This window comes from Stutzerimonas stutzeri, from assembly GCF_024448955.1.
Classification (GTDB): domain Bacteria; phylum Pseudomonadota; class Gammaproteobacteria; order Pseudomonadales; family Pseudomonadaceae; genus Stutzerimonas; species Stutzerimonas stutzeri_AQ.
Genome location: NZ_JAMOIH010000005.1, coordinates 225,172 through 249,314 on the forward strand (window position 1 = coordinate 225,172; position 24,143 = coordinate 249,314).

Here is a 24,143-nt window from a genome sequence, read left to right on the forward strand (position 1 = left end):
CAGGCCGGATGCAATTTGCGGCCTGCTCCGCTAGCATTACCCGTCCTCTGCTTTCCCCGCGATGGTGTTATGAGTTATCAGGTTCTAGCCCGTAAATGGCGTCCGCGTTCGTTCCGCGAAATGGTCGGGCAGACGCACGTGCTCAAGGCCCTGATCAATGCGCTCGATAGCCAGCGCCTGCATCACGCTTATCTATTTACCGGTACCCGCGGGGTGGGTAAAACCACTATCGCGCGGATCATCGCGAAGTGCTTGAACTGCGAAACCGGCGTCAGCTCCACGCCTTGTGGCGAGTGCTCTGTGTGTCGCGAGATTGATGAAGGCCGTTTCGTCGATCTGATTGAAGTCGATGCTGCGAGCCGCACCAAGGTCGAAGACACACGCGAGTTGCTGGACAACGTGCAGTACGCGCCCAGCCGCGGTCGGTTCAAGGTTTACCTGATCGACGAAGTGCACATGCTCTCGTCGCACTCCTTTAACGCGCTGCTGAAGACGCTCGAAGAGCCGCCGCCGCACGTCAAGTTCTTGCTGGCCACCACCGATCCGCAGAAGCTGCCCGTCACCATTCTTTCGCGCTGCCTGCAGTTCTCGTTGAAGAACATGCCGCCGGAGCGGGTAGTCGAGCACCTGAGCCATGTACTGAGTGCTGAAAACGTACCCTTCGAGCAAGACGCTCTTTGGCTGCTTGGGCGCGCCGCCGACGGTTCGATGCGCGATGCCATGAGCCTGACCGACCAGGCAATCGCCTTTGGTGAGGGCAAGGTGCTGGCCGAGGACGTGCGCAGCATGCTCGGCACCCTGGATCACGGCCAGGTTTACGGGGTAATGCAGGCGCTGCTGGAGGGCGACGCACGCGCCATGCTGGAAGCGGTCCGGCACTTAGCGGAGCAAGGCCCGGACTGGGGCGGCGTGCTGGCCGAAATGCTCAATGTGCTGCACCGCGTCGCCATCGCCCAGGCGCTGCCGGAGGCGGTGGATAACGGCCAGGGCGATCGTGAGCGGGTGCTGGGGTTGGCCCAGGCGTTGCCGGCTGAAGACGTGCAGTTCTACTACCAGATGGGCCTGATCGGTCGGCGTGATCTGCCGCTGGCGCCGGACCCACGCAGTGGCTTCGAAATGGTCCTGCTGCGCATGCTGGCGTTTCGACCGGCTGATAGTGAAGACGCACCACGAACACCGCTAAAGAACCTGGGGATCAGTCCGGCCACGCCTGATTCCAGACCAACCGATGTGGCCGGTCCAGCAACATCGGCTGCGCCGGAACCTGAGTCGCGTGTGGTGCCTTCGCCTTCGCCTTCGACGCCCGTTGTCTCTTCATCGCCACCGGAGCCGGTCACCGCTCTGGTGTCAGTCAGCCCCGATCCCGCTCCGACTCCTGCGATCAAGCCCGAGTTGGTGTCCGAACCTGCTCCTCCGGTCGTCGACTTGCCTTGGAATGAGCCCCCCGTTACGCCCCCAGTAGCGGTGGAAAGCGAGGCACTTGAACAGAGAATCGCGCCGACTGGCGAGCCCGAGCATGTGACCGCAATCGTTGAGGTGAACGAGCCGGACGATGACGAGCCGCCGTTGACCGATGAGGATTATTTTGAAGTCGAAACTCAGGCCGAAGCCTATCTCGAAGGGCTGGATGACCTGACGTCAGAACCACAGAGCATCGCGCCGGCCCCTGCGGTCGAGCCTGCTACCGGTCTGGCTGCCGAGTGGCTTGATATTTATCTGAAGTTGGGTCTGGGTGGCCTGACCGGCAGCATCGCGGCCAATTGCACGCTGGTCTCTGTGAACGATGATCGTTGGCTGATGCACCTGGACCCCGCGCAAAGTGCGCTGTTCAACGCGACCCAGCATCGACGCCTTAACGAGGCGCTGAATCAATACCACGGGCGCACATTGCGGCTGGATATCGAGTTGCAGACGCCGCAGCAGGAAACTCCCGCTCAGGCAGCGGCACGACGCCGTGGTGAGCGTCAGCGGGCGGCCGAGCAGTCGATCCAGGCTGATCCCGTGGTGCAGCAATTGATGCAACAGTTCGCCGCCGTCATTCGTGACGGTACCATCGAACCCGTAGAACACTCCGAACCCTGATCCGAGGTAAATCCCATGATGAAAGGTGGCATGGCCGGCCTGATGAAGCAGGCGCAGCAGATGCAGGAAAAAATGCAGAAGATGCAGGAGGAGCTGGCCAACGCAGAGGTCACCGGCCAGTCCGGCGCCGGCTTGGTGAGCGTTGTGATGAACGGCCGGCACGACGTCAAACGCGTCAGCCTGGACGACAGCCTGATGCAAGAAGACAAGGAGATCCTTGAGGATCTGATCGCCGCCGCGGTGAACGATGCCGTGCGCAAGATCGAGCAGAACAGCAAGGAAAAAATGGCGGGCATGACCGAAGGCATGCAGTTGCCGCCGGGTTTCAAGATGCCGTTCTGACCATCGTCATGTCATCCAGCCTGTGCGTACGGCTCGGATGAGCTGTGAGGGCGCTTGAAGCAGGCGACCCTCACGGTGCCTGGCTCGCTTCATTTCTTTCGTCCTCTCCTGACTCCGTCGTTTCATCTACGCTCCGGTGTACTCATGTCTTTTAGCCCGCTTATTCGTCAACTCATCGATGCGCTGCGCGTTCTTCCCGGTGTCGGGCAGAAAACCGCTCAGCGCATGGCGCTACAGATGCTCGAGCGTGATCGAAGTGGCGGGCTGCGATTGGCGCAAGCGCTTACACGGGCGATGGAGGAGGTGGGCTATTGCCAGCAATGCCGTACGTTGAGCGAGGATGAAGTCTGTCTGCAATGTGCCGACCCGCGGCGGGACGATTCGCTGCTATGCATCGTCCAAAGCCCGGTGGATGTGTTCGCTGTGGAACAGACCGGTTTTCGTGGGCGCTACTTCGTCCTGAAGGGGCACCTATCGCCGCTCGACGGGCTGGGTCCCGAGGCTATTGGTATCCCTGAGTTGCTTGTGCGTGTGGCTGAAGGCAGTTTCAGTGAAGCGATATTGGCAACCAATCCGACCGTCGAAGGCGAGGCGACTGCACATTACATCGCCCAGCTGTTGATTCCGAAGGGGCTGACGTTGAGCCGCATCGCACATGGCGTGCCGCTTGGTGGAGAACTCGATCTGGTCGATGGCGGCACGCTTGCCCACGCCTTGGCTGGACGGAAGACGATCACGCTCTGATCTTTCCGTAGCGCAATCTCAGCAACTTATAACGTCCGGTTTAATGCTTATGGCTGTTAACTAGTGCCGTTCAGAAATAACTTCGTGTAAAGTTCTAAGCCAGAATTGATTTATAACTAAAGGGAATTGAAAACTTTCTTTTGGTTATATGACTAAACGCTGCCTAAGAGCTTGAGGTTGATGATGAAGGCAAAACACTGGCTGGTCCCTGCGCTACTGCTACTCAGCGCTTTCGCGCAAGCTCAAGAAAAGTTCAAGGTTGGCTTCATCCGGGTTATGGATGATGCTCAAGCGATGGTTGCCTTCGAAGGCGACTTGTACAAAAAGCATGGACTGGATGTAGAGCTGGTCGAATTTAGCTCCGGGACCGATCTGATCAAGGCGATCGTTGGCGGACAGCTGGATACTGGTGTCCTGGGCTTCACCAACGCGGTCGCCTGGGCTTCTAAGGGCGCCGATCTGAAAGTGGTCGGTGGTGCCCAGCAGGGTTATCACTCGATTCTGGTGCGTAACGAAACCGGTATCGATGATGTGGCCGGTCTCAAGGGCCACAGCTTGGCTTCGCAGCGCGAGGGCAGCACCGCCGACTCGGTACTGCGCGGCGTGACGCTGAAGTCTGCCGGTCTGCAACCCAGCGACGTGAACATCATGGGCGTTAGCCCGGCGGTTGCGGTGCAGTCGCTGGTTTCCGGTCGGGTCGATGCGGCTTTCCTGTTCGAGCCCTATGACCGCATCGCCCAGCTGGTAGCGCCGGTCAAGCAGATCTACGAGATCGGTGAGGTCTGGCCTTTCCCCTGCATGGTTGTGATCACTTCCGGCGAAACGTTGGCCAAGCGTAAGGATGCCGTCTGGAAGTCCCTCGATGCCCAGCGTGAGGCTATCGAGTTGCTGGAGAATCAGCCGGCCGAAGCCGCCAAGCTGATCGCCGATTACTTCATTGCCGAACCGACACTCAAGACGCTCGAGCGTGGCGAGCTGTCACGTGAAGTGGTAATCGAGGAAGCCATCGCGACCCAGGATTTCACCGCCAAACTGGACGATGCCGATCTGGCGCGCATCCAGGAGCTGGCCGATATCCTTCAGGAACTGGGTTCGCTGAAAACTCGCGACGGCAAGCCGTTCGATACCAGCGCGATCCTGGATCTTTCCTGGCAGGAAGCACGCGAACTCTAATCGTCGTATCGGCGACCTGTTAATGGCGCTGATCGCTCATTGCCCGGCCACGTGCCGGGCAGTTTTCATCCTGCCGGTCGTTGCCGGTGAAGTTCTTTCAGGTTTTTCATGCAGCTCAGATTCGAAGAAGTAGACAAGCAGTTCGGGCAACTGGAAGTCATCAAGGGTTTCAATGGTGAGTTTGCCCAGGGCGAGCTGGTAGCGCTGGTCGGGCCTTCCGGTTGTGGCAAATCGACCTTGCTGCATCTGGTGGCCGGGCTGGAAAACCCGACTGCAGGACGCGTGTTGGCCGATGGTAAGAAGATCCCCGGGCCGAGCCCGCGGCGCACCCTCGTATTCCAGGAACATGCGCTCTATCCCTGGTTGAGCCTGCAGGCCAATGTAGCCATGGCGCTGGAGCTGCAGGGCGTGGCCAAGGCCAGTGCCTTCGAGCAAGCCGCTGCCTGGTTGGCCCGGGTGAGTCTGGAAGGCTTCGAACATTACTACCCCCATCAGGTTTCGGGCGGCATGCGCCAGCGCACGGCGTTGGCGCGTGCCTTCATCGCTAAACCTGAGGTACTGCTGCTCGATGAGCCCTTCGGTGCGCTTGATGCACTGACTCGCATGGCGCTGCAGGATGTGCTGCTGGAACTCATCAACGAACATCAGCCCACCGTGCTGCTGGTGACCCATGACGTCGACGAGGCGCTGTATCTGGCCGACCATGTCCTCGTATTCAGCGCGCGCCCGGCACGGGTGCTGAAAACCTTCAATTTCACCCATTGCGAAAAGAGTCACGATCTCACCGCATTTGCCGCTGAGCGCACCGAGATTTTGCGGTTGCTGGGCATCAAGACGGAGGTCGGTCAGCCATGAGTCAACCTCGTCGTCTAACCGGGCCGAAGAAACACCTCGCCGTGGTGCTGGCGGTCCTGTTCATCCTGCTGACTTGGCAGGCTGCCGCCTGGAGCCTGCCATCGTTTCTGATGCCAGGGATTCCCACGGTGCTCGAACGGCTGTTCGCCACGGTACAAGAGCCCGAGTTCCGCGAAGGTCTATACGGCAGCATGAGCCGTCTCGGGAGTGGCTACGGCTTTGCGCTGCTGTTTGGCATTGGTTTTGGTCTGGTCGGGGGCGTGCTGTTCTTCTTCCGGGAGATCCTGCGCTCGGCCATCGTCATCCTGCAGTCGATTCCCTCGATCGCCTGGGTGCCGCTATTTCTCATCGTCATGGGGTTCGGCAACTTGCCGATCATCGTGGTGGTGGCCCTGGCGGCATTCTTCCCAATGGCCCTGTCGGTGATGAACGCCACCGAAAGCGTGCAGCCGGTACATGTATCGGCCGCGCGGGTGATGGGAGCGTCGCGCTGGCAACTGTTGCGCCGCGTCTATCTACCGGCAGTGATGCCGGAACTGATTACCGGTGCCCAGCTGGCCTTCGGTAACGCTTGGCGTGCGCTGATTTCCGCTGAAATGCTGATCGGCTTCGGGCAGGGACTGGGGCGTTCACTGGCCTATTCCGGCGAGATCGCCGACATGGTCGGGGTGATGATGAATATCCTGGTGATCGCCATTCTTGCCACGCTGATCGATCAGGTGGTGCTGGAAAAATTCAAGCAAAGGATGCTTCGCTACCAGTACGTCTGAGAAGGAGGTGCCGTGAAGTCTCATCTGCTGCGGTTGTTGATCGTGCTGCTGATGCCGGCCAGTGCGCTTGCGGCACCCTTGCAGGCGATGCTAGTCGGCGATTATCGGCCGCTCAAGGCGACTGAAGCGGAGGCGGTTACCGAAGGGTTCGAGGCCGCCTGGCTTGCCAGCTTGGGTGAGGCGTTGGGGAGCGCCATCGACCTCGCCGACGCACAGGCACAGGCGGAGCTGCGTATCGGAGCGGTTGGCTCGGGCGCCGTCTATTACTCCAGCGAGATCGCGGCGCTGGCTGCGGCCGAAGCGGGGCCAGCCGAATGGACTGACCTTGCTGGCGCACCCGTCTGCATCGCGGCTGGGAACACTCATGCCGCTACCGTTGTGTCTCGCTTCGATGGCATTGCCCGCGCTTATCCAAGTGCGGCGCAGACATTGATTGGGTTGAAGCTTGGCGAATGCCAGGCGGTAGTGGGTGATCAGTTGTTGCTCCAGCAGATCGCCGCGCTACCGGAATGGCGTCGCTACAATCGGCTGCTGCCCGTGCTGGAAGAGTCCGTGCCGACACTGAGGATCGAGGCGGACGATGCGCTGCTACAGCAGCGCATCGAGCAGATCCTTTCAAGCGAGCAAGGACAGGAGATGCTGGTTGAAGCCACTCAGTACTGGATCGACGAAGTGGCATTTCAGGCCTATGTCCTAGCCGACACCTTGGATTGCCACTAGGGCTGGTTTTCCCGCCAGAATTGTCACTCGGCTCCGATGATCTGCGGCAGGGCCTGGCGCAGCCCCTCCAGCTTCAAAGGTGCGCGGATGTGGCCGCGCAGGCTGCCATCGGGGCCTACGATGGCTAGATTGCCGCTGTGGCTGACGCTGTAGTCTCCTTCGGTTTGCTTTGCCGGGACGAACGGAAGCCCCAGCGCCTTGGACAGTTTCTGCAGCTGCGCCATGTCGCCTGTCAGACCCTGGAATTCGGCGCGGTAGTAACCGAGATAGGTGCGCAGCACCTCGGGCGTGTCGCGCGCCGGATCGGCAGTGATCAACACCAGCTGGAGCTGTTCACGGACATCAGAAGGCAGTTGGCCGAATAGCCGGCGCATGTCGCTCAGTGTCGTGGGGCAGATATCCGGGCAGGCTGTGAACCCGAAGAACATAAGGTGCCAGCGTCCGCGAAGAGAATCGGTGCTGACGGCCTGGCCTTGCTCGTTTATCAGCTCAAGGGACGGTAACGGCCGCTCGCGCGGCAGAAGCAGCAGATTCGCATCATCGAGTAACGCGTTGCGGTCGAGGGCAAACGACGTGGAGCCGAACGTCACCAGCAAAAATGCGCAGCTGATAATCCTCGTTGCCCTGCGGAACATGATCAGCGCTCGTTCAGCTCGAATGCGGTGAGCGTGAACGTGGGAATGCCCATGTCCTGCAGTTTGCGTGATCCACCCAGTTCGGGCAGATCGATGATTGCGGCGGCTTCATGAACCTGGGCGCCCATGCGGCGAACCAATTGCGCAGCAGCTACCAGCGTGCCGCCGGTGGCGATCAGATCGTCCAGCAGCAACACCGAATCGCCTTCACAAAGACTGTCAGCGTGAACTTCGAGGAAGGCTTCGCCGTACTCGGTGCTGTAGGACGCGGCCAGCACGTCGGCCGGGAGCTTGCCTTTCTTGCGAAACAGGATCAGCGGTCTGTTCAATTCGTAGGCGATAATCGAACCGATGATGAAGCCGCGGGCGTCGAGTGCGCCTACATGGCTGAAATTCGTTTCGACATAGCGTTGAATCAGGCTGTCCGCCACCATGCGCAGCGCCTTGGGCGACTGCAGCAGCGGGGTGATATCGCGGAATACCACACCCGGCTTGGGGAAGTCGGGGACTGGGCGTATCAGTGTCTTGATGGCAAATTCATCGAAAATCATAACGGGCTCTCGCTACTAGGCGTCCGTGTTTCTAGGCGTCCATGTTTCCGCCCGCCAGGGCGCATAACCGGATTGAATCGAGGATACGAACTTCCTTGCCTTCTGCTTCCAGCAGGCCGTTGGCCTGACAGCGGGTAAACACCCTGGAGACCGTCTCGACCGCCAGCCCCAGGTAATTGCCGATCTCGTTGCGCGACATGGGTAGCCGAAACTGGTTGGCGGAAAAGCCCCGCGCACTGAAGCGGGCCGACAGGTTGATCAGAAAGGTCGCGATGCGCTCGTCGGCGCTCTTCTTCGAAAGCAACAGCATCATTTGTTGATCATCGCGAATTTCGCGGCTCATGATGCGCATCAATTGACGGCGAAGCTGCGGCAGCAACACGCTGAGTTCATCGAGGCGATCGAAAGGAATTTCGCACACCGAAGTCGTTTCAAGCGCTTGCGCGGTTACCGGATAGGTTTCGGTATCCATGCCGGAAAGGCCTACCAGCTCGCTAGGCAGATGAAAACCCGTGATTTGCTCTTCGCCAGCGTCGGTGACGCTGAACGTGCGCAGGGCCCCGGAGCGGATGGCGAAAACCGAGCTGAACGGCTCACCCTGGCGGAACAACACTTCCCCCTTTCTCAGCGGACGCCCGCGCTTGACGATCTCGTCCAGCGTATCCATGTCCTGCATGTTCAACGAAAGCGGCAAGCAAAGGCCGGAAAGACTGCATTCTTTGCAATGAGCTTGCGGCTGCCTACGGACCTTGATCGACTCGGACATCGGTGGTTCCTGAAAAACCTTACGGGACGTGCAAGATTAACCCAGGCCAGTGGCTTAGGCCAATTGGCGCGAGGGTCGCAGGCGAGAGCGACAAAGGTCAGATCGCGCGGGAAAAGAGCCGGACGGGACGAGGCGGGCGATTGTCGAACTGCATGCACACCGAGCTTGCCAACAGGCGCCCGGCTGGCAGGATGGTGATGGTGTCTGCCTTGAGTTGAATGAGTCCGTCGGCAGCCATCTGCTCCAGAGTTGGCCAGCTGTCCTTGAAATAGACTTTGAAATCGATCCCGTGGGCGCTTTCGATTTCGTCGAAACGCAGTTCGAAATTGCAGATCAACGCTTCGATCACCCGGCGCCTGATCCGGTCGTCCTCGCTGCATCGTAGCCCGCGAACCGTGGCCAGCTGCCCTTGATCCAGCATCTGCTGATAAAGCGTGATATCGCTGTGGTTCTGGCAGTACAGATCGCCGATCTGGCTGATCGCCGAAACGCCGAGACCGATCAGGTCGCAATGACCGTGTGTGGTGTAGCCTTGAACGTTGCGTTGTAGCGTGCCGTCCTCCTGCGCCATTGCCAGCTCGTCATCAGGCAGGGCGAACTGATCCATGCCGATATAGCGGTAGCCGGAGCGGGTCAGTTGTTCCACGCTGTGTTGCAGCATTGCCAGCTGGTCGCTTGATGCGGGGAGGTCCGTGGCGTTTATTCGTCTCTGCGCCATGTGCCGTTCGGGTAGATGAACGTAATTCGAAACAGATATGCGATCAGGCTGCAGCGCAAGAACGGCTTCTACCGTGCGAGCGAAGCGTTCGCGGGTCTGCAGTGGCAGGCCATAGACAAGGTCCATATGTAGCGAGCGGTATTGCAGGGTCCGAGCTGCCTCAATGATCGTCTGGGTCTGCTCGATCATCTGCGGCCGATTAATGGCTCGTTGCACATCTGGATCCAGCGCCTGCAGACCCGCACTTATCCGATTGAAGCCAAGCTCGCGGAGCAATCCCATCGTCGGCCAGCCCGCTTCGCGGGGATCGATTTCGATACTGAAGTCGGCGTGATCGTCGTCCTGCAGATTGAAATGCTTGCGCAGATGCGCCATCAGTCGTCGCAGATCGTCATGGCTGAACAAGTTAGGCGTGCCGCCGCCGACATGCAGCTGCTCGACCACCTGATGCGGGGCGAGATGACAGGCAATCAACTCGATTTCCTGTTCCAGCCGTTGCAAATAGGATTGGATGCGGCTGCGGTCGCTCGTGATGACCTTGTTGCGGTGGCAGTGGTAGCAGGCCGTTGCGCAGAACGGTAGATGGATATAAAGCGAAAGCGGGCGGCTGGCCTGTCGACTGCGGCGCAATGCATGCAGCAGATCGAAAGAGCTCAGTCCGCCGCTGAACTGGAACGCCGCGGGATATGACGGGTGGCTCGGCCCAGCCTGACCGTAACGATGGATCAGGTCGGCATCCCAGCGAATGGCGTCGAGCATCATACGGTCTCGGTTTGACTGCGGTGACGGGATTCTAGGACTGGCGCTTCCGCGTAGATTTGACCTGTATCAAGCAAGTCCAGGCCCAGGGGTGGGCGCCGAGACCGGTGGCGCGGACATGGAGATTTATCGCCGAACCGTGGTCGGATTAGTCAAACTAGGGCTTGAACCGAAACCGTTCATCCGCATAGGAGACACACATGCATAGCCGCCAACACGAGATCGCTGCCGCACTCAACGTTTGCTCACCGTTTGATGGGCCTGCAGCGGTCCAGGCCGATATCGATCGGCGGGTTGCCTTCATCCAGGCATGCCTGCGCGATTCGGGCATGAAAACTCTGGTTCTGGGGATCAGCGGTGGCGTCGATTCGACCACGGCTGGCCTGCTTGCTCAACGTGCTGTGGAGGGGATGCGTGCTGCCGGGGAGGGCGACGACTACCGCTTCATTGCGGTCCGTCTGCCGTATCAGGTTCAGCATGACGAGGACGAAGCGCAGCTGGCGATTGACTCGATAAAGCCGGATGAATGCCATACGGTCAACATCGGCGCCGCAGTGCAGGGCTTGGCACGGGCGACCGAGGCGCTCGATGACTTGACCCCGGCGAAGCGCGACTTCGTGCTGGGCAACACCAAGGCGCGGATGCGCATGGTAGCTCAGTACACCATCGCCAACGCACGACAGGGTTTGGTGATCGGCACCGATCATGCGGCCGAAGCAGTGATGGGCTTCTTCACCAAGTTCGGCGATGGTGCCTGTGACCTGACACCCCTGGCTGGCCTGGTCAAGCATCAGGTGCGCGAGTTGGCCGCCGCGTTAGGCGCGCCCGAGCAACTTGTCAAGAAGGTGCCGACGGCCGATCTGGAAGAGCTCTCGCCAGGCAAGCCGGACGAAGACGCGCATGGGGTGAGCTATCAGAATATCGATGCGTTCCTGCAAGGCCTGCCGGTTCCTGACGAGGCGGCTCGCATCATCGTCGAGACCTACGACAAGTCGGCACATAAGCGTCAGATGCCGAAAGAGCCGGATTAGAGCAGCTTGAAGTTTGAAGCCGGAAGGAGCTGAATGCACCGCAGGTAAATTAGACGGATTACCTGTCTGCGCTTCTTCCAGCTTCCAGTTAATGACCCATCAACCAGTGCTGATGCGGGCCGGGAAGTGTCCAAACGCCGAAAAGGATTACCGTGATGCCGCCGAGCGTTCTCACGCCGCGTTTGCGTAATACCGCGGTGAGTCGTTCGGCGGCCAGGCCGGTCGCCAGGAGTACGGGCCAGGTGCCGATACCGAATGTCAGCATCAGCAGCGCACTATCCAGCGCGTCGCCTTGACTCGCGGCCCATAGCAATGTGCTGTAGACCAGGCCGCAAGGTAGCCAACCCCAGAGCGTGCCAAGCAGCAAGGCTCGCGGCACGCTGCGGACCGGTATGAGCCGACTGGCGAAAGGTTGGATGTGACGCCAGAGGCCGCGTCCTACTGCTTCGACACGCGTCAGCCCGCTCCACCAGCCGGCCAGATAAAGCCCCATGCTGATCAGCAACAGCGCGGCTACGACTCGTAGCGCCATGGCGGCTGGGCTATTGGCTACCGCCCAGCCGGCCAATCCGATGAGCAGACCCGCACTGGCGTAGCTGAGCACTCGTCCCAGGTTGTATGCCAGCAGCAAACGCAGGCGTCTGCCGCGCTGTTGCGCCGGGATTGCCATGGTCAGTGCGCCCATCAGGCCGCCGCACATGCCCAGGCAGTGCCCGCCGCCCAGCAAGCCGAGTACGAATGCCGACACCAGCAGCGGCAATAGCTCAGTCACGATCGTTTTTCCCCTCGTCGCTGCCCTTGTCCGCTTCTTCGATGCCGGCGCGATGCTTGGGGTCTTCCTCGTCGAAAAGGATGCTGTGGGCAGGGCCGTCCAGATCGTCGTACTGGCCACTGTCGACCGCCCAGAAAAATACCCAGATAGCCAGTGCGACCAGAACCACGGCGACGGGAATCAGAATGTAAAGTGCGGCCATAGCGGGTCTCCAGATGGGTTCGGCAACGCAGCCTTGGCAGACGCGGACTATCCTACGCGAGGCAGCGCAGAATGTCGGGGCGCAGATGGAGCAGGCAGGCGCGTCAGTCGCAATGCATTGAGCACCACCACCAGTGAACTTGCCGACATGCCCAGGGCTGCCCACAACGGCGTTACCCAGCCGATGGCGGCGAATGGCAGAATCAAGCCGTTGTACAGGCTCGCCCAGGCGAGGTTTTCGATGATGATGCGACGGCTGCGGCGCGCCACGGCGAAAGCTTGCACCAGGCTGTCGAGTCGGTTGGTGAGCAGGACGGCATCGGCGCTGGTTTTGGCCAGGTCGGTCGCCGAGCCCATTGCTACGCTGATGTCCGCCGCAGCCAAAACCGGAGCGTCGTTGACGCCATCGCCAAGCATCAGCACGCGACGACCTTCGGCTTGCAGCCTTTGCAGATGGGCGAGTTTGTCGTTCGGGGTCATGCCAGCGTGTGCGTCTTCGATGCCGAGCTGTCGAGCGATTTCGCCAACCATCGGCGAGCTGTCACCGGATAGCAGTACCGTTTTCCAGCCGCGGTTTTTGCAGGCTTGCAGCAGCGCAGGCGCATCGTCGCGCAGACGGTCATCGAGCACTAACCACGCGAGTGGACCCTGCGTGTCGCCAAGCAGCAACCACTGGCCCTTGTCGCCCGGAATTTCGGGCGCGACGCCTGCATAGCCGGCCGCAACGAAGCCCGGCTGGCCAATACGCAGAACGCGTCCAGCAACCGATCCCTGCAGGCCCAGCCCGGGAGTGCTGTCCACCGCATCGGCTGCTTGTGGCGCGCGGCCGAACGCTCTGGCGATCGGGTGCTCCGAGCGGTTTTCCAGCGCGGCGGCCAGCTCCAGGCATGCGTTGGCATCCAGCTCGCCCAGTGGGCGGACCTCGCTCAGCGTCAGGCGTCCTTCGGTGAGGGTACCGGTCTTGTCGAAAATCACGGTATCGATCTGATTGAGCCCCTCCAGAACATGCCCGCGAGTGAGCAGCAGCCCGAGCTTGTGCAGCGTCCCGGTGGCGGTAGTCAAGGCGGTCGGGGTGGCCAACGACAGCGCACAGGGGCAGGTCGCGACAAGCAAGGCGAGAACGATCCAGAATGCGCGTTGAGGATCGATCTGCCACCAGACGAAACCGACTACAGCAGCGGTCAGTAGCACGATCAGCAGGAACCACTGCGCGACGCGATCGGCCAGTTCGGCAAGGCGCGGTTTGTCCGACTGGGCGCGCTCCAGCAGACCCACGATGGCGGACAGGCGGGTGTTGTCGCCCAGCGCCTGGACTTCAAGGGTTAGGGCGCCTTCGACGTTGAGGGTGCCGGCGGTAACCGCATCACCGACGCTTCGTGGCTGCGGCAGATATTCGCCGGTGAGCACCGATTCGTCGACACTCGATTGTCCGCTGACGATGCGACCGTCGGCCGGGATCAGGGCACCGGGATGCACCAGTACCCGGTCGCCGACTTGGAGTTCGCTCAGCAGAATGCGCGCCGTCTGGCCATCTTCTGCGACTTTCAGGCAGGACGCCGGTAACAGGTTGACCAGCTGCGCGGTCGCTGCGGCCGTGCGTTCGCGCGCGCGGCGTTCGAGAAAGCGTCCGGCGAGCAGGAACAGCGCAAACATGCCCACGGCGTCGAAATACAGCTCGCCCTGACCGGTCACTGTCGACCAGATACCGGCGATATAGGCGCCGCCAATCGCCAGCGATACCGAAACGTCCATGCTCAGGTGACGGGTCCGCAAATCCCGCAACGCGCCCCTGAAGAAATCGGTGCAGCAATAGAAAACAATAGGCGTGGTCAGCACCAGTGCGGTCCAGCGCAGGGTGACGAAGAAGCTTTCCGAAAGATCCAGGTTGAATTCCGGCCATGTCGCCATGGTTGCCATCATCACCTGCATCCAGAGCAACCCGGTCACACCCAGTTGGCGCATGCTGCGGCGGTTTTCCCGTGCGAGCTGTTCCGCCGCCCGATCGGCCTGGTAGGGATGAGCGGCATAACCGATACGCCGAAGTTCGGCGAGCAGTTCGCTGAGGGGCAGGGCCGCATCGTTCCAGCGCACCCGCAGGCGATGATTGGAAAGATTGAGGTTGGCCTCGGCGACTCCATCGAATCCCCGCAGGTGTTTTTCGATCAGCCAGCCACAGGCCGCGCAACTGATGCCCTCGATCATCAGCGAGGTGTCGGCCAGCTCGCCTTCGTGCTGCACGAAGGGCTGCTGCACATCCTTGCGGTCGTAGAGTGCCAGTTCTTCGCTCAGCGCCTGCGGCAGGGCGCGGGGATTGATGGCGGTATCGCTGCGATGCAGGTAGTAGCTTTCCAGGCCGCCTTGAACGATGGCTTCCGCGACCGCCTGGCAACCTGGACAGCAAAGCGCCCGCTGCTCATTGAGAACGCGGGCGTGATAGGCGCTGCCGGCGGGGACCGGCAGGCCGCAGTGAAAGCAGGGGGTTGGGTTCGCCATCGACCGGTCAGTAGCTTAATTCAAGCTTCTGGCCGCCCACGATGTCCTTTTCCTCGAACAGACGCCAATCCTGATCGCCCTCGCGACCGAGCAATTCGACATAACGCCGGCCGGTGACCGGCTCCTGCATCTGCCCCTGGTAGAAGCCGTTGCCCTGGGGTTGGAGCACGATGCGGCGATCGCGTTCGGGCTGCGTGGGGGAGAGCAGGTTGAGCACCAGTTGCTGCGGACCGCTATGGCCGCTCAACTGCACCTCGACCAGCCCACGATCGTCGTTGAGCGTCAGCTGCGCCTGTACTTGCAAGCGCTCGGCGAGCTTTTCGCGTTCCAACGATTGATTGATGCCCTTGCCGGCATCGTAATAGTTGTCCGATACCAGCGTGTCGGAGTTGCGGATCGCGATGACCAGCATCGAGGTGCCGAGGATTACCGACATCATCAGGATGCCGATGACGAACCAGGCCCAGAATTGCTTGTACCAACGGCTATTTTCAGTGTCAGAAGGTGCGCTCATGTACTACCTGTTCAGCGAATGCTAGGACCGATGAAGCGGCTTTCGGCTTCATCTTCGATTGCGGAATCGTCTGCCGATCTGATGTGGAAGACGATTTCGTTTGTGCTCGAGGGAAGTTGTTCCGGTGCGACCGAAAGCTCTACCGGAATGGTGACCAGCTCGCCCGCGGCGGCGTGGATCTCGTTGCGGCCTTCGTACTGCAGGCCGTCCAGCCCGGTGGCTTCGATGATGAAGGTCTGCTCGTTCTGAGCCTTGTTCATCACTTTCAGCGTATAAACGTTTTCGATCCTGCCTTGCTCGTTCTCGCGATAGAGCACGCGGTCTTTGAGCACGTCGAGCTTGACCAGTGCGCGGTCCGAGACGGAATAGGCAAACACACCCATCATCGCAAGCAACGCGATGGCATAGCCGATCAGTCGCGGCCGAGCCAGCCGGGTTTTCTGCCCCGACAGGTTGTGCTCCGTGGTGTAGCTGATCAGACCCCGTGGATAGTTCATCTTGTCCATGATGGTGTCGCAGGCGTCGATGCAGGCCGCGCAACCGATGCACTCGACTTGCAGGCCGTCGCGGATGTCGATACCGGTCGGGCAGACTTGTACGCACATGGTGCAATCGATGCAGTCACCGAGGCCCAGGGCCTTGTAGTCGGCGTCCTTCTTGCGCGGGCCGCGGCGCTCGCCACGGCGCGGGTCGTAGGAAACGATCAGGGTGTCCTTATCGAACATCACGCTCTGGAAGCGCGCGTAGGGACACATGTAGATGCACACCTGCTCGCGCAGGAAACCGGCGTTGCCGTAGGTGGCGAGGGTGAAGAAGCCGACCCAGAACAGCGCCCAGCCGCCGACTTCCAGTGTGAATAGGTCCGGCACCAGTTCACGAATCGGCGTGAAGTAGCCGACGAAGGTAATACCGACCACCAGCGAAACGCCCAGCCAGATGGCATGTTTGGCCAGCCTGCGCCCAAATTTACCGGCGCTCATCGGGGCCTTGTCGAGCTTCATACGCTGGTTGCGATCACCTTCGGTGATCTTTTCCGCCCACATGAATACCCAGGTGAACACGCTCTGGGGGCAGGTATAGCCACACCAGACGCGGCCAGCGAATACGGTGATGAAGAACAATCCAAACGCGCAGATGATCAGCAGCGCGGAAAGGAGAATGAAATCCTGAGGCCAGAAGGTAGCGCCAAAGATATAGAACTTGCGCTCGGGCAGGTCCCACCAGACGGCCTGGCGACCGTTCCAGTTAAGCCATACGGTGCCGAAATAGAGCGCGAAAAGCAGCGCACCGCCGACGAGTCGCAGGTTGCGGAACAGGCCGGTAAAGGAGCGTGTATAGATTTTTTCGCGGGCGGCGTAGAGGTCGGATGAAGCATTGACCTTTGCCGGGGGGGTTACATCATGGACGGGAATTTGCTCAGACATCGAATGCGTACCACGGCGGAGGGTGAGTGCCCCGGTCGATACGTGCCGACCGAGATCTTTAGCTGACCTGCTGCAAATGGTACGCCTCAATGACCGGCGTCAGGTGCGACCGTAGGTCGCGCCTGTACGGAGTGGATCAGTTCTCTGGCTGTTGCGAGAGGCTGTACACATAAGCTGCCAGCAGATGCACTTTGTCATTGCCAAGGATGTGTTCCTGGGCCGGCATACGACCGTTACGGCCATAGCGCAAGGTTTGCTGAATCTGTCCGAAGCTCGAGCCGTAAAGCCAGACGTTGTCGGTCAGGTTCGGTGCGCCCATGGCTTCGGTGCCTTTGCCATCAGCAGCGTGGCAGGCTACGCAGTTGGCAGCGAAAATCTTTCGACCCTGCTCAATGTCGGCATTGATACCTTCAGGAATCTCTCGGCCAGACAGGGTGCGGACGTAACCGGCGACGTTGCGAATGCCTTCTTCACCGATCACATCGCGCCATGCCGGCATGACGGCCTGACGTCCACCCATGATGGTGGTCTTGATGGTCTCGGGCGCGCCGCCCCACAGCCACTCATCGTCGGTCAGGTTGGGGAAGCCGTAGGCACCCTTGGCGTCCGAGCCATGGCAGACGGAGCAGTTGGAAGCGAACAGTCGGCCACCCATTTTCAGGGCTTGTGGATCTTGAGCCACTTGCTCGACCGGCATCGCTGCGAACTTGGCATAGAGCGGGCCGTACTGTTCGTTCGCCTTGTCAACTTCGCGCTGCCATTCCTTGACTTGGGTCCAGCCATCTTCGTAGCCGGGCATCACGCCTTTCCAGTTACCCAGGCCTGGGTAAAGAGCCAGATAGCCAAGGGCAAAAACCACGGTGGCGACGAACAGCATGAACCACCAGCGTGGGAGCGGGTTGTCGTACTCCTCGATGCCGTCATAGGAATGGCCGACAGTTTCTTCGGTGCTGTCGTGGCGTTGTCCCTTGCGAGTCGCAAGCAGCAGCCAGACCAGTGCCGCAATGGTCCCCAAGCTGAGCAGGGTGATATACCAACTCCAAAACGAGGTCATCTATTTCTTACTCCTGGAAGCTTCTTCTTCACGCTTCTTGGCGTCGGGCTCGTCTGCGAAGGGCAGGTTGGCGGCTTCATCGAAGCTTTTCTTGCGTTTGCTGCTGTAGGCCCAGAGCACGATGCCAATGAAGGCGACGAAGACAAGAATGGTGCCCAGACCGCGAAGAGTCCCGATTTCCATGGTGCGTTACCGTTTGTTGGTGAGTGCAGTGCCAAGGACCTGCAAGTAGGCCACCATGGCATCCATTTCGGTCTTGCCCTTGACCGCGTCCTTCGCACCGGCGATGTCTTCATCGGTGTAAGGCACGCCCAGGGTGCGCAAGGCTTCCATCTTCTTGGCGGTATTTTTTCCGTCGAGGTTGTTCTCTACCAGCCAGGGGTAGGAAGGCATTTTCGATTCAGGTACCACGTTGCGCGGGTTGTACAGGTGCGCGCGGTGCCAGTCATCGGAGTAGCGACCGCCGACACGGGCCAGATCCGGGCCGGTACGCTTGGAGCCCCACAGGAACGGATGGTCGTAGACGCTTTCACCAGCGACCGAGTAATGACCGTAGCGCTCGGTCTCGGCGCGGAACGGACGAACCATCTGCGAATGGCAACCGACGCAGCCTTCGCGGATGTACAGGTCACGCCCTTCAAGCTGCAGCGCGGTGTAGGGCTTCATGCCTTCCACCGGCTCGTTGACCACGTCCTGGAAGAACAGCGGAACGATCTGTGTCAGGCCACCGATGCTCACTGCGAGGATCATGAACAGGGTCAGCAGACCAATGTTCTTTTCGAGTATTTCGTGATTCTTCATTTATCGGTTCCTCAGGCAATCTGCGCGGCGGCTTCGAGCTCAGCCGGCTTGGCGGCACGCACGGTACGCCAGGTGTTGTAAGCCATCAGCAGCATGCCGGCGAGGAAGAACGCACCGCCCAGCGCCCGAACGATGAAGCCTGGATGGCTGGCTTCCAGCGCTTCGACGAAGGAGTAGGTGAGCGTGCCGTCTTCGTTGATCGCACGCCACATCAGACCCTGGGTGATGCCGTTGACCCACATCGAAGCGATGTAGAGCACGGTGCCGATGGTGGCCAGCCAGAAGTGAGCGTTGATCAAGCCGATGCTGTACATCTGCTCGCGAGCGAAGACCTTCGGAATCAGGTGATAGATGGAGCCGATGGTGATCATCGCTACCCAGCCGAGGGCGCCTGCGTGGACGTGGCCGATGGTCCAGTCGGTGTAATGAGACAGCGCGTTGACGGTCTTGATGGCCATCATCGGACCTTCGAAGGTCGACATGCCGTAGAACGCCAGGGATACGACCAGGAAGCGCAGGATCGGATCGGTGCGCAGCTTATGCCAAGCACCCGACAGGGTCATCATGCCGTTGATCATGCCGCCCCAGCTTGGTGCCAGCAGGATGATAGACATCACCATGCCCAGGCTCTGTGCCCAGTCCGGCAGTGCGGTGTAGTGCAGGTGGTGCGGACCAGCCCAGATGTACAGGGTGATCAATGCCCAGAAGTGCACGATAGACAGACGATAGGAGTAGACCGGGCGGCCAGCCTGCTTCGGAACGAAGTAATACATCATGCCCAGGAAGCCGGTGGTCAGGAAGAAACCAACTGCGTTATGACCGTACCACCACTGAACCATCGCATCGGTCGCACCCGAGTAGATCGAGTAAGACTTGAACCAGGACACTGGGATTTCCAGGTTATTGACGATGTGCAGCATCGCCGTAACCAGGATGAAGGCGCCGAAGAACCAGTTACCTACATAGATGTGTTTGGCCTTGCGCTTCATGATGGTGCCGAAGAACACCGTCGCGTAGCTGATCCAGACGATGGCCAGCAGAATATCGATCGGCCATTCCAGCTCGGCGTATTCCTTGGAGCTGGTGAAGCCCAGCGGCAGGGTGATCACAGCAGCGACGATGACCGCTTGCCAGCCCCAGAAGGTGAAGGCGGCCAGACCATCGGAAAACAGGCGCGTCTGCGAAGTCCGCTGGGCCACGTATAGAGATGTTGCCATCAGGGCGCAGCCACCGAAGGCGAAAATCACCAGATTGGTGTGCAACGGACGTAGGCGGCCAAAGCTGGCCCAGGGCAGGTCGAAGTTGAGTGAGGGCCACACCAACTGCGAGGCGATAAGGACGCCCATACCCATCCCAATGATTCCCCACACCACCGTCATGATGGCGAATTGGCGAATCACCTTATAGTTATATGCAGTCTCACTTATTGCTGTGCTCATGCAAGGCTTCCACGCTAAATGGCATTTCAGGGGGCAAAAACGGCGGCAAGTATGGAGAAAGGAGGGGGGCAATGCAATCAACGCCCAGGCCATCTCGTGCCGTTCAGACCCTGATTCCAAGCGTTTTCCATGCTCTTTGCAGGGTCGTTTTCACATCATGCCGATGTGATGAATCGAGGGCTTCGCCTTGTAGTTCTGCGGGGGTTCGGCGAGTGGGGAGGAATATAAGAGCAGCTGCACTGAAGGGCAAACGGGGAAGGGGGTGAGCGGTCTGCGACAGAGCGTCGCACTGACACTTTTTATAATGAGGCTTGATTTGGAACAGGGCGGTATCACAATACCGCCCTGCCATGATTATTGCTTCGCCAGGCGTTCTGGCTGTTGCGACAGACTGTAAACGTATGCAGCCAGCAAGTGCACCTTGTCGTTACCCAGATATTGCTCCTGCGCCGGCATCTGGCCGTTACGGCCGTGACGAATGGTCTGCTGCAGCTGCGGCAGGCTGGAGCCATAGATCCACCCGGCGGGGTTGGTCAGGTTCGGCGCACCCAGTGCGGCCATCCCTTCACCGTTCGAGCCATGGCAGACCGAGCAGGTTTGGGTATAGACCTGAGCGCCAGCGACGACATCCGCGTCGCTACCTTCCGGCAGCGCTAGGCCGGCCAGGTCGCCGCGCACATAAGCCGCGACGTTCTTCACGCCTTCTTCACCGATGACCTGTCCCCAGGCCGGCATTGCCGCGACACGGCCATGGAGGATGGAGGCCTTGATGGTTTCAGCGTCGCCGCCCCAACGCCAATCGTTGTCGGCGAGATTGGGGAAGCCATTCGCGCCCTTGGCGTCCGAGCCATGGCAAACCGAACAGTAGTTGGCGAAGAGACGACCACCAATCTTCAAGGCGCGTTCATCCTGGGCGACTTGCTCGACACCCATGGCCGAGTATTTGGCGAAAATCGGACCGAACGTGGCATCGGCCTGATCGACTTCACGCTGCCACTGCTTTTCCTGCGTCCAACCGTCTTCGTAGCCGGGGAACACGCCTTTCCAGTTGCCCAGGCCCGGATAGATGATCAGATAGAGGATGCCGAACACCAGGGTGCCGATGAACAGCCAGAACCACCACTTGGGCAGCGGATTGTCGTACTCCTCGATACCATCGAAGGAATGTCCCATGGTTTTGTCGGTCGTGCCGGCCGACTCGCCCTTGCGGGTGGCGAAGATCAGCCAGAACAGCGCGACGATGGTGCCGAGCGTCAGCAAGGCGATGTACCCACTCCAGAAAGCGTTCATCTGTTACTCCTGGACAACCCGCACGCTTGGGTCGCCCGCGATGTTGGATCTCTGACGGCTGCACCGCAGCGCGTCGTTGTCAAAAGGCGGCGTCGGTCAACGCTTGTTCTGAAGCGCGGTGCCAAGGACCTGCAGGTAAGCGACCATGGCGTCCATTTCGGTCTTGCCCTTCACCGCGTCGCGGGCACCGGTGATGTCCTCGTCGGTGTAGGGCACGCCCAGGGTGCGCAGCGCCTGCATCTTCTTGGCGGTGTCCTTGCCGTCGAGGGTGTTTTCCACCAACCACGGGTAAGAAGGCATCTTCGATTCCGGCACGACGTTGCGCGGGTTGTACAGGTGCGCGCGGTGCCAGTCATCGGAGTAGCGGCCTCCGACTCGGGCCAGGTCCGGACCGGTACGCTTGGAGCCCCACAGGAACGGGTGGTCGTAGACGCTTTCGCCAGCGACCGAGTAATGACCGTAGCGTTCGGTTTCGGCGCGGAACGGGCGGATCATCTGCGAGTGGCAGCCGACACAGCCTTCCTTGATATAGATGTCACGGCCTTCGAGCTGCAGCGCGGTATAGGGCTTCATGCCTTCCACCGGCTCGTTGACCACGTCCTGGAAGAACAGTGGAACGATCTGAGTCAGGCCGCCGATACTTACCGCGAGGATCATGAACAGGGTCAGCAGACCGACATTCTTCTCGAGTTTCTCGTGTTGTTTCATTTCGGTTCGGCTCCTCAGGCGATCTGCGCGGCGGCTTCGTATTCGGCCGGCTTGGCGACACGCACGGTGCGCCAGGTGTTGTAGGCCATCAGCAACATGCCGGCGAAGAAGACCGCACCGCCGATCAGGCGAATGACGAAGCCCGGATGGCTGGCTTCAAGTGCTTCGACGAAGGAGTAGGTGAGCGTGCCGTCTTCGTTGATGGCTCGCCACATCAGGCCTTGAGCGATGCCGTTGACCCACATCGAGGCGATGTAAAGCACGGTACCGATGGTGGCCAGCCAGAAGTGCGCGTTGATCAGACCAATGCTGTGCATCTGCGCCCGACCGAACACCTTCGGAATCAAGTGATACAGGGCGCCGATCGACACCATGGCAACCCAGCCGAGGGCGCCGGCGTGTACGTGGCCGATAGTCCAGTCGGTGTAGTGGGAGAGGGCGTTGACGGTCTTGATGGCCATCATCGGACCTTCGAAGGTCGACATGCCGTAGAACGCCAGGGACACCACCAGGAAGCGCAGGATCGGATCGCTACGCAGTTTGTGCCAGGCGCCCGAAAGGGTCATCATGCCGTTGATCATGCCACCCCAGCTCGGCGCCAGCAGAATCAGCGACATCACCATGCCCAGGCTTTGCGCCCAGTCCGGCAGCGCGGTGTAGTGCAGGTGATGCGGGCCGGCCCAGATGTAAACGGTGATCAGCGCCCAGAAGTGAACGATCGACAGGCGATAGGAATACACCGGGCGTTCGGCCTGCTTCGGCACGAAGTAATACATGATCCCCAAGAAGCCAGCGGTCAGGAAGAAGCCCACGGCGTTGTGCCCGTACCACCACTGCACCATGGCGTCGGTGGCGCCGGCGTACAGCGAGTAGGACTTCGTCGCCGTGACCGGAATTTCAAGGTTGTTGACCACGTGCAGGATCGCCACGGTCAGGATGAAGCCACCGAAAAACCAGTTGCCAACGTAGATATGCTTGACCTTACGCGTGGCCAGCGTGCCGAAGAACACGATCGCGTAGGACACCCAGACGATGGTGATCAGAATGTCGATCGGCCACTCCAGCTCGGCGTATTCCTTGGAGCTGGTAAAGCCCAGCGGCAGGGTGATCGCGGCGAGCAGGATCACCAGCTGCCAACCCCAGAAGGTGAACGCGGCCAGTTTGGGCGCGAACAGTGTGGCCTGGCAGGTGCGCTGGACGGAGTAGTACGAGGTTGCGAACAATGCGCAGCCACCGAAGGCGAAAATCACCGCGTTTGTGTGCAAGGGTCGTAAGCGACCGAAGCTCGTCCAGGGCAGGTCGAAGTTGAGCGCGGGCCAGGCAAGCTGTGCGGCGATGAGAACGCCGAGCCCCATCCCGACGATTCCCCAAACCACCGTCATGATGGCGAATTGGCGGACCACCTTATAGTCATAGGCGGTACTGGTTGCTGTGTTCATGTACGGGCTTCCATCCACGGTAATGAGCATGTTTTTCGTCGCGGTAAGCAGACGTTTCTTTCACTGAAAAGCGGGGCAAGGATGAGCAAAGGGCAAATGGCCGGTATTGACGCCGATCAATACTCGCAGGGCGATGAAATCCCATTCATCAGAGCCGACCAGCCACAAGGCGAGGCGTGCGGCAGCTTGATTCTGGCGCACGGAGCGGGCGCGCCGATGGACAGTCCGTTCATGCAACAAATGACCGAACGGCTTCTGGCACGCGGGGTAGCGGTCTTTCGTTTTGAGTTCGCCTACATGGCCGAGCGCCGCGCGACCGGGCGCAAACGGCCGCCCAATCCACAGGCGCAGTTGCTGCAAGAGTGGCGTGCGGTGTATCGCTCGGTGCGACAGCAAACCGCAGGTCGGTTGGCGATTGGTGGCAAGTCAATGGGGGGAAGAATGGCCAGTCTGCTGGCCGATGAATTGGAGGCTGATGCGCTGGTGTGTCTGGGCTATCCGTTCTACGCCACCGGCAAACCGGACAAGCCCCGCGTGGCGCACCTTGCCGAACTGCGCACGCCGACGCTGATCGTCCAGGGCGAGCGCGATGCCTTGGGCGATCGGGAGACGGTTAGCGGTTATGCGCTAGCGCCAGCGATTCGCCTCCATTGGCTCGCGGCCGCGGACCATGATCTCAAGCCGCTGAAGCGCTCGGGACTGACTCACGAACAGCATCTGGACAGTGCCGCAGGCGAGGTTGCGGCGTTTCTATGTAAGCCATAGCGCCGTCCGAGAGTGTCTGGCTTCGTGAGCAAGGACTCGGTATCCCCCTCGCTCCTACGGGGCTGCGGGGTTCGCTTAGCCTGGAGAGCACCGCACC

25 protein-coding genes are annotated in these 24,143 nt (G+C 60.3%); 9 read left to right on the forward strand and 16 right to left on the reverse strand.

The genetic code is table 11. From position 1 onward, the window contains the following. Positions 1-69 precede the first annotated feature (69 nt). The 7 genes from dnaX (at position 70) to NA645_RS07595 (ending at position 6,686) form a co-directional block, all read left to right on the forward strand. Entirely contained in the window at positions 70-2,082 is a 2,013-nt protein-coding gene (dnaX, locus tag NA645_RS07565) for a DNA polymerase III subunit gamma/tau (RefSeq protein ID WP_256048257.1), read from the forward strand. Positions 2,083-2,097: 15 nt separating this feature from the next. Beyond that, positions 2,098-2,424: a YbaB/EbfC family nucleoid-associated protein gene (locus NA645_RS07570; RefSeq protein ID WP_131648549.1), complete on the forward strand. Its 327-nt coding sequence runs from the start codon at positions 2,098-2,100 to the stop codon at positions 2,422-2,424. 144 nt (positions 2,425-2,568) lie between these two features. Further along, entirely contained in the window at positions 2,569-3,168 is a 600-nt protein-coding gene (recR, locus tag NA645_RS07575) for a recombination mediator RecR (RefSeq protein WP_256048258.1), read from the forward strand. Between the two features lie 183 nt (positions 3,169-3,351). Further along, positions 3,352-4,341, forward strand: coding sequence for an ABC transporter substrate-binding protein (locus NA645_RS07580; protein ID WP_256048329.1), 990 nt, complete (start codon positions 3,352-3,354; stop codon positions 4,339-4,341). Positions 4,342-4,449: 108 nt separating this feature from the next. After that, entirely contained in the window at positions 4,450-5,196 is a 747-nt protein-coding gene (locus NA645_RS07585; RefSeq protein WP_256048259.1) for an ABC transporter ATP-binding protein, read from the forward strand. Then, a complete protein-coding gene (locus tag NA645_RS07590; protein WP_256048260.1) occupies positions 5,193-5,966 on the forward strand; it encodes an ABC transporter permease in 774 nt (257 codons plus the stop codon). The genes NA645_RS07585 and NA645_RS07590 overlap by 4 nt, the downstream gene beginning before the upstream one ends. A 12-nt stretch (positions 5,967-5,978) precedes the next feature. Next, entirely contained in the window at positions 5,979-6,686 is a 708-nt protein-coding gene (locus NA645_RS07595) for a transporter substrate-binding domain-containing protein (protein ID WP_256048261.1), read from the forward strand. A gap of 23 nt (positions 6,687-6,709) precedes the next feature. On the opposite strand, the gene NA645_RS07600 is transcribed toward NA645_RS07595, so the two are convergent. The 4 genes from NA645_RS07600 to hemN all read right to left on the reverse strand — a co-directional run bounded on the left by NA645_RS07600 (position 6,710) and on the right by hemN (position 10,115). Continuing rightward, positions 6,710-7,321, reverse strand: a complete 612-nt coding sequence (locus tag NA645_RS07600; protein ID WP_256048262.1) for an SCO family protein — start codon at positions 7,319-7,321, stop codon at positions 6,710-6,712. 2 nt (positions 7,322-7,323) lie between these two features. Then, entirely contained in the window at positions 7,324-7,872 is a 549-nt protein-coding gene (locus NA645_RS07605) for an adenine phosphoribosyltransferase (RefSeq protein ID WP_256048263.1), read from the reverse strand. 31 nt (positions 7,873-7,903) lie between these two features. After that, positions 7,904-8,638, reverse strand: a complete 735-nt coding sequence (gene fnr, locus NA645_RS07610; protein WP_256048264.1) for a fumarate/nitrate reduction transcriptional regulator Fnr — start codon at positions 8,636-8,638, stop codon at positions 7,904-7,906. Positions 8,639-8,735: 97 nt separating this feature from the next. Further along, a complete protein-coding gene (hemN, locus tag NA645_RS07615) occupies positions 8,736-10,115 on the reverse strand; it encodes an oxygen-independent coproporphyrinogen III oxidase (protein ID WP_256048330.1) in 1,380 nt (459 codons plus the stop codon). 200 nt (positions 10,116-10,315) lie between these two features. Here hemN and nadE point away from each other — a divergent pair, with 200 nt between their 5' ends. Further along, positions 10,316-11,146, forward strand: coding sequence for an ammonia-dependent NAD(+) synthetase (nadE, locus tag NA645_RS07620; protein WP_256048265.1), 831 nt, complete (start codon positions 10,316-10,318; stop codon positions 11,144-11,146). Positions 11,147-11,234: 88 nt separating this feature from the next. On the opposite strand, the gene NA645_RS07625 is transcribed toward nadE, so the two are convergent. From NA645_RS07625 to ccoN (NA645_RS07680), 12 genes are all read right to left on the reverse strand, one after another. Next, positions 11,235-11,918, reverse strand: coding sequence for a sulfite exporter TauE/SafE family protein (locus NA645_RS07625; RefSeq protein ID WP_256048266.1), 684 nt, complete (start codon positions 11,916-11,918; stop codon positions 11,235-11,237). Beyond that, positions 11,911-12,120, reverse strand: coding sequence for a cbb3-type cytochrome oxidase assembly protein CcoS (gene ccoS, locus NA645_RS07630; protein WP_256048267.1), 210 nt, complete (start codon positions 12,118-12,120; stop codon positions 11,911-11,913). Before ccoS ends, NA645_RS07625 begins: the two co-directional genes overlap by 8 nt. 47 nt (positions 12,121-12,167) lie before the next feature. Beyond that, positions 12,168-14,612 carry a heavy metal translocating P-type ATPase gene (locus NA645_RS07635; RefSeq protein ID WP_256048268.1) on the reverse strand — a complete coding sequence of 815 codons (2,445 nt, stop codon included), beginning with the start codon at positions 14,610-14,612 and terminating at the stop codon, positions 12,168-12,170. A gap of 7 nt (positions 14,613-14,619) precedes the next feature. Then, positions 14,620-15,126, reverse strand: coding sequence for a FixH family protein (locus tag NA645_RS07640; protein ID WP_256048269.1), 507 nt, complete (start codon positions 15,124-15,126; stop codon positions 14,620-14,622). Between the two features lie 11 nt (positions 15,127-15,137). Next, a complete protein-coding gene (gene ccoG / locus NA645_RS07645; RefSeq protein WP_256048270.1) occupies positions 15,138-16,550 on the reverse strand; it encodes a cytochrome c oxidase accessory protein CcoG in 1,413 nt (470 codons plus the stop codon). 136 nt (positions 16,551-16,686) lie between these two features. Continuing rightward, positions 16,687-17,604 (reverse strand): cytochrome-c oxidase, cbb3-type subunit III, encoded by a 918-nt coding sequence (gene ccoP, locus NA645_RS07650; RefSeq protein WP_256048271.1) that lies wholly within the window; start codon positions 17,602-17,604, stop codon positions 16,687-16,689. Next, positions 17,605-17,787 carry a cbb3-type cytochrome oxidase subunit 3 gene (locus tag NA645_RS07655; protein ID WP_256048272.1) on the reverse strand — a complete coding sequence of 61 codons (183 nt, stop codon included), beginning with the start codon at positions 17,785-17,787 and terminating at the stop codon, positions 17,605-17,607. It lies immediately after the preceding gene. A gap of 6 nt (positions 17,788-17,793) precedes the next feature. Next, positions 17,794-18,405 carry a cytochrome-c oxidase, cbb3-type subunit II gene (gene ccoO, locus NA645_RS07660; RefSeq protein ID WP_256048273.1) on the reverse strand — a complete coding sequence of 204 codons (612 nt, stop codon included), beginning with the start codon at positions 18,403-18,405 and terminating at the stop codon, positions 17,794-17,796. 11 nt (positions 18,406-18,416) lie between these two features. Continuing rightward, positions 18,417-19,844 (reverse strand): cytochrome-c oxidase, cbb3-type subunit I, encoded by a 1,428-nt coding sequence (gene ccoN / locus NA645_RS07665; protein ID WP_256048274.1) that lies wholly within the window; start codon positions 19,842-19,844, stop codon positions 18,417-18,419. Between the two features lie 354 nt (positions 19,845-20,198). Then, a complete protein-coding gene (ccoP, locus tag NA645_RS07670; RefSeq protein ID WP_256048275.1) occupies positions 20,199-21,134 on the reverse strand; it encodes a cytochrome-c oxidase, cbb3-type subunit III in 936 nt (311 codons plus the stop codon). Positions 21,135-21,230: 96 nt separating this feature from the next. Next, positions 21,231-21,842 carry a cytochrome-c oxidase, cbb3-type subunit II gene (gene ccoO / locus NA645_RS07675; RefSeq protein WP_256048276.1) on the reverse strand — a complete coding sequence of 204 codons (612 nt, stop codon included), beginning with the start codon at positions 21,840-21,842 and terminating at the stop codon, positions 21,231-21,233. A 14-nt stretch (positions 21,843-21,856) separates the two neighbouring features. Then, the gene (gene ccoN / locus NA645_RS07680; protein WP_256048277.1) at positions 21,857-23,281 is read right to left on the reverse strand and encodes a cytochrome-c oxidase, cbb3-type subunit I; all 1,425 of its coding nucleotides are present in this window, start codon (positions 23,279-23,281) and stop codon (positions 21,857-21,859) included. Between the two features lie 81 nt (positions 23,282-23,362). Between ccoN (NA645_RS07680) and NA645_RS07685 the strand changes: the two genes are divergently transcribed. Then, positions 23,363-24,046, forward strand: coding sequence for an alpha/beta family hydrolase (locus NA645_RS07685; RefSeq protein ID WP_272892001.1), 684 nt, complete (start codon positions 23,363-23,365; stop codon positions 24,044-24,046). Positions 24,047-24,143: the final 97 nt, after the last annotated feature.

Excerpts from the sequence above, each read along its gene's own strand:
- NA645_RS07685 (WP_272892001.1), top strand. The coding sequence starts at position 23,363 with ATGAGCAAAGGGCAAATGGCCGGTATTGACGCCGATCAATACTCGCAG.
- NA645_RS07580 (WP_256048329.1), top strand. The coding sequence starts at position 3,352 with ATGAAGGCAAAACACTGGCTGGTCCCTGCGCTACTGCTACTCAGCGCT.
- recR (WP_256048258.1), top strand. The coding sequence starts at position 2,569 with ATGTCTTTTAGCCCGCTTATTCGTCAACTCATCGATGCGCTGCGCGTT.
- NA645_RS07640 (WP_256048269.1), bottom strand. The coding sequence starts at position 15,126 with ATGAGCGCACCTTCTGACACTGAAAATAGCCGTTGGTACAAGCAATTC.
- ccoG (WP_256048270.1), bottom strand. The coding sequence starts at position 16,550 with ATGTCTGAGCAAATTCCCGTCCATGATGTAACCCCCCCGGCAAAGGTC.
- NA645_RS07600 (WP_256048262.1), bottom strand. The coding sequence starts at position 7,321 with ATGTTCCGCAGGGCAACGAGGATTATCAGCTGCGCATTTTTGCTGGTG.
- NA645_RS07605 (WP_256048263.1), bottom strand. The coding sequence starts at position 7,872 with ATGATTTTCGATGAATTTGCCATCAAGACACTGATACGCCCAGTCCCC.
- ccoP (WP_256048271.1), bottom strand. The coding sequence starts at position 17,604 with ATGACCTCGTTTTGGAGTTGGTATATCACCCTGCTCAGCTTGGGGACC.
- ccoO (WP_256048276.1), bottom strand. The coding sequence starts at position 21,842 with ATGAAACAACACGAGAAACTCGAGAAGAATGTCGGTCTGCTGACCCTG.
- NA645_RS07635 (WP_256048268.1), bottom strand. The coding sequence starts at position 14,612 with ATGGCGAACCCAACCCCCTGCTTTCACTGCGGCCTGCCGGTCCCCGCC.
- ccoS (WP_256048267.1), bottom strand. The coding sequence starts at position 12,120 with ATGGCCGCACTTTACATTCTGATTCCCGTCGCCGTGGTTCTGGTCGCA.
- ccoN (WP_256048274.1), bottom strand. The coding sequence starts at position 19,844 with ATGAGCACAGCAATAAGTGAGACTGCATATAACTATAAGGTGATTCGC.
- NA645_RS07570 (WP_131648549.1), top strand. The coding sequence starts at position 2,098 with ATGATGAAAGGTGGCATGGCCGGCCTGATGAAGCAGGCGCAGCAGATG.
- dnaX (WP_256048257.1), top strand. The coding sequence starts at position 70 with ATGAGTTATCAGGTTCTAGCCCGTAAATGGCGTCCGCGTTCGTTCCGC.
- hemN (WP_256048330.1), bottom strand. The coding sequence starts at position 10,115 with ATGCTCGACGCCATTCGCTGGGATGCCGACCTGATCCATCGTTACGGT.
- nadE (WP_256048265.1), top strand. The coding sequence starts at position 10,316 with ATGCATAGCCGCCAACACGAGATCGCTGCCGCACTCAACGTTTGCTCA.
- ccoP (WP_256048275.1), bottom strand. The coding sequence starts at position 21,134 with ATGAACGCTTTCTGGAGTGGGTACATCGCCTTGCTGACGCTCGGCACC.
- ccoN (WP_256048277.1), bottom strand. The coding sequence starts at position 23,281 with ATGAACACAGCAACCAGTACCGCCTATGACTATAAGGTGGTCCGCCAA.
- NA645_RS07590 (WP_256048260.1), top strand. The coding sequence starts at position 5,193 with ATGAGTCAACCTCGTCGTCTAACCGGGCCGAAGAAACACCTCGCCGTG.
- ccoO (WP_256048273.1), bottom strand. The coding sequence starts at position 18,405 with ATGAAGAATCACGAAATACTCGAAAAGAACATTGGTCTGCTGACCCTG.
- NA645_RS07585 (WP_256048259.1), top strand. The coding sequence starts at position 4,450 with ATGCAGCTCAGATTCGAAGAAGTAGACAAGCAGTTCGGGCAACTGGAA.
- fnr (WP_256048264.1), bottom strand. The coding sequence starts at position 8,638 with ATGTCCGAGTCGATCAAGGTCCGTAGGCAGCCGCAAGCTCATTGCAAA.
- NA645_RS07655 (WP_256048272.1), bottom strand. The coding sequence starts at position 17,787 with ATGGAAATCGGGACTCTTCGCGGTCTGGGCACCATTCTTGTCTTCGTC.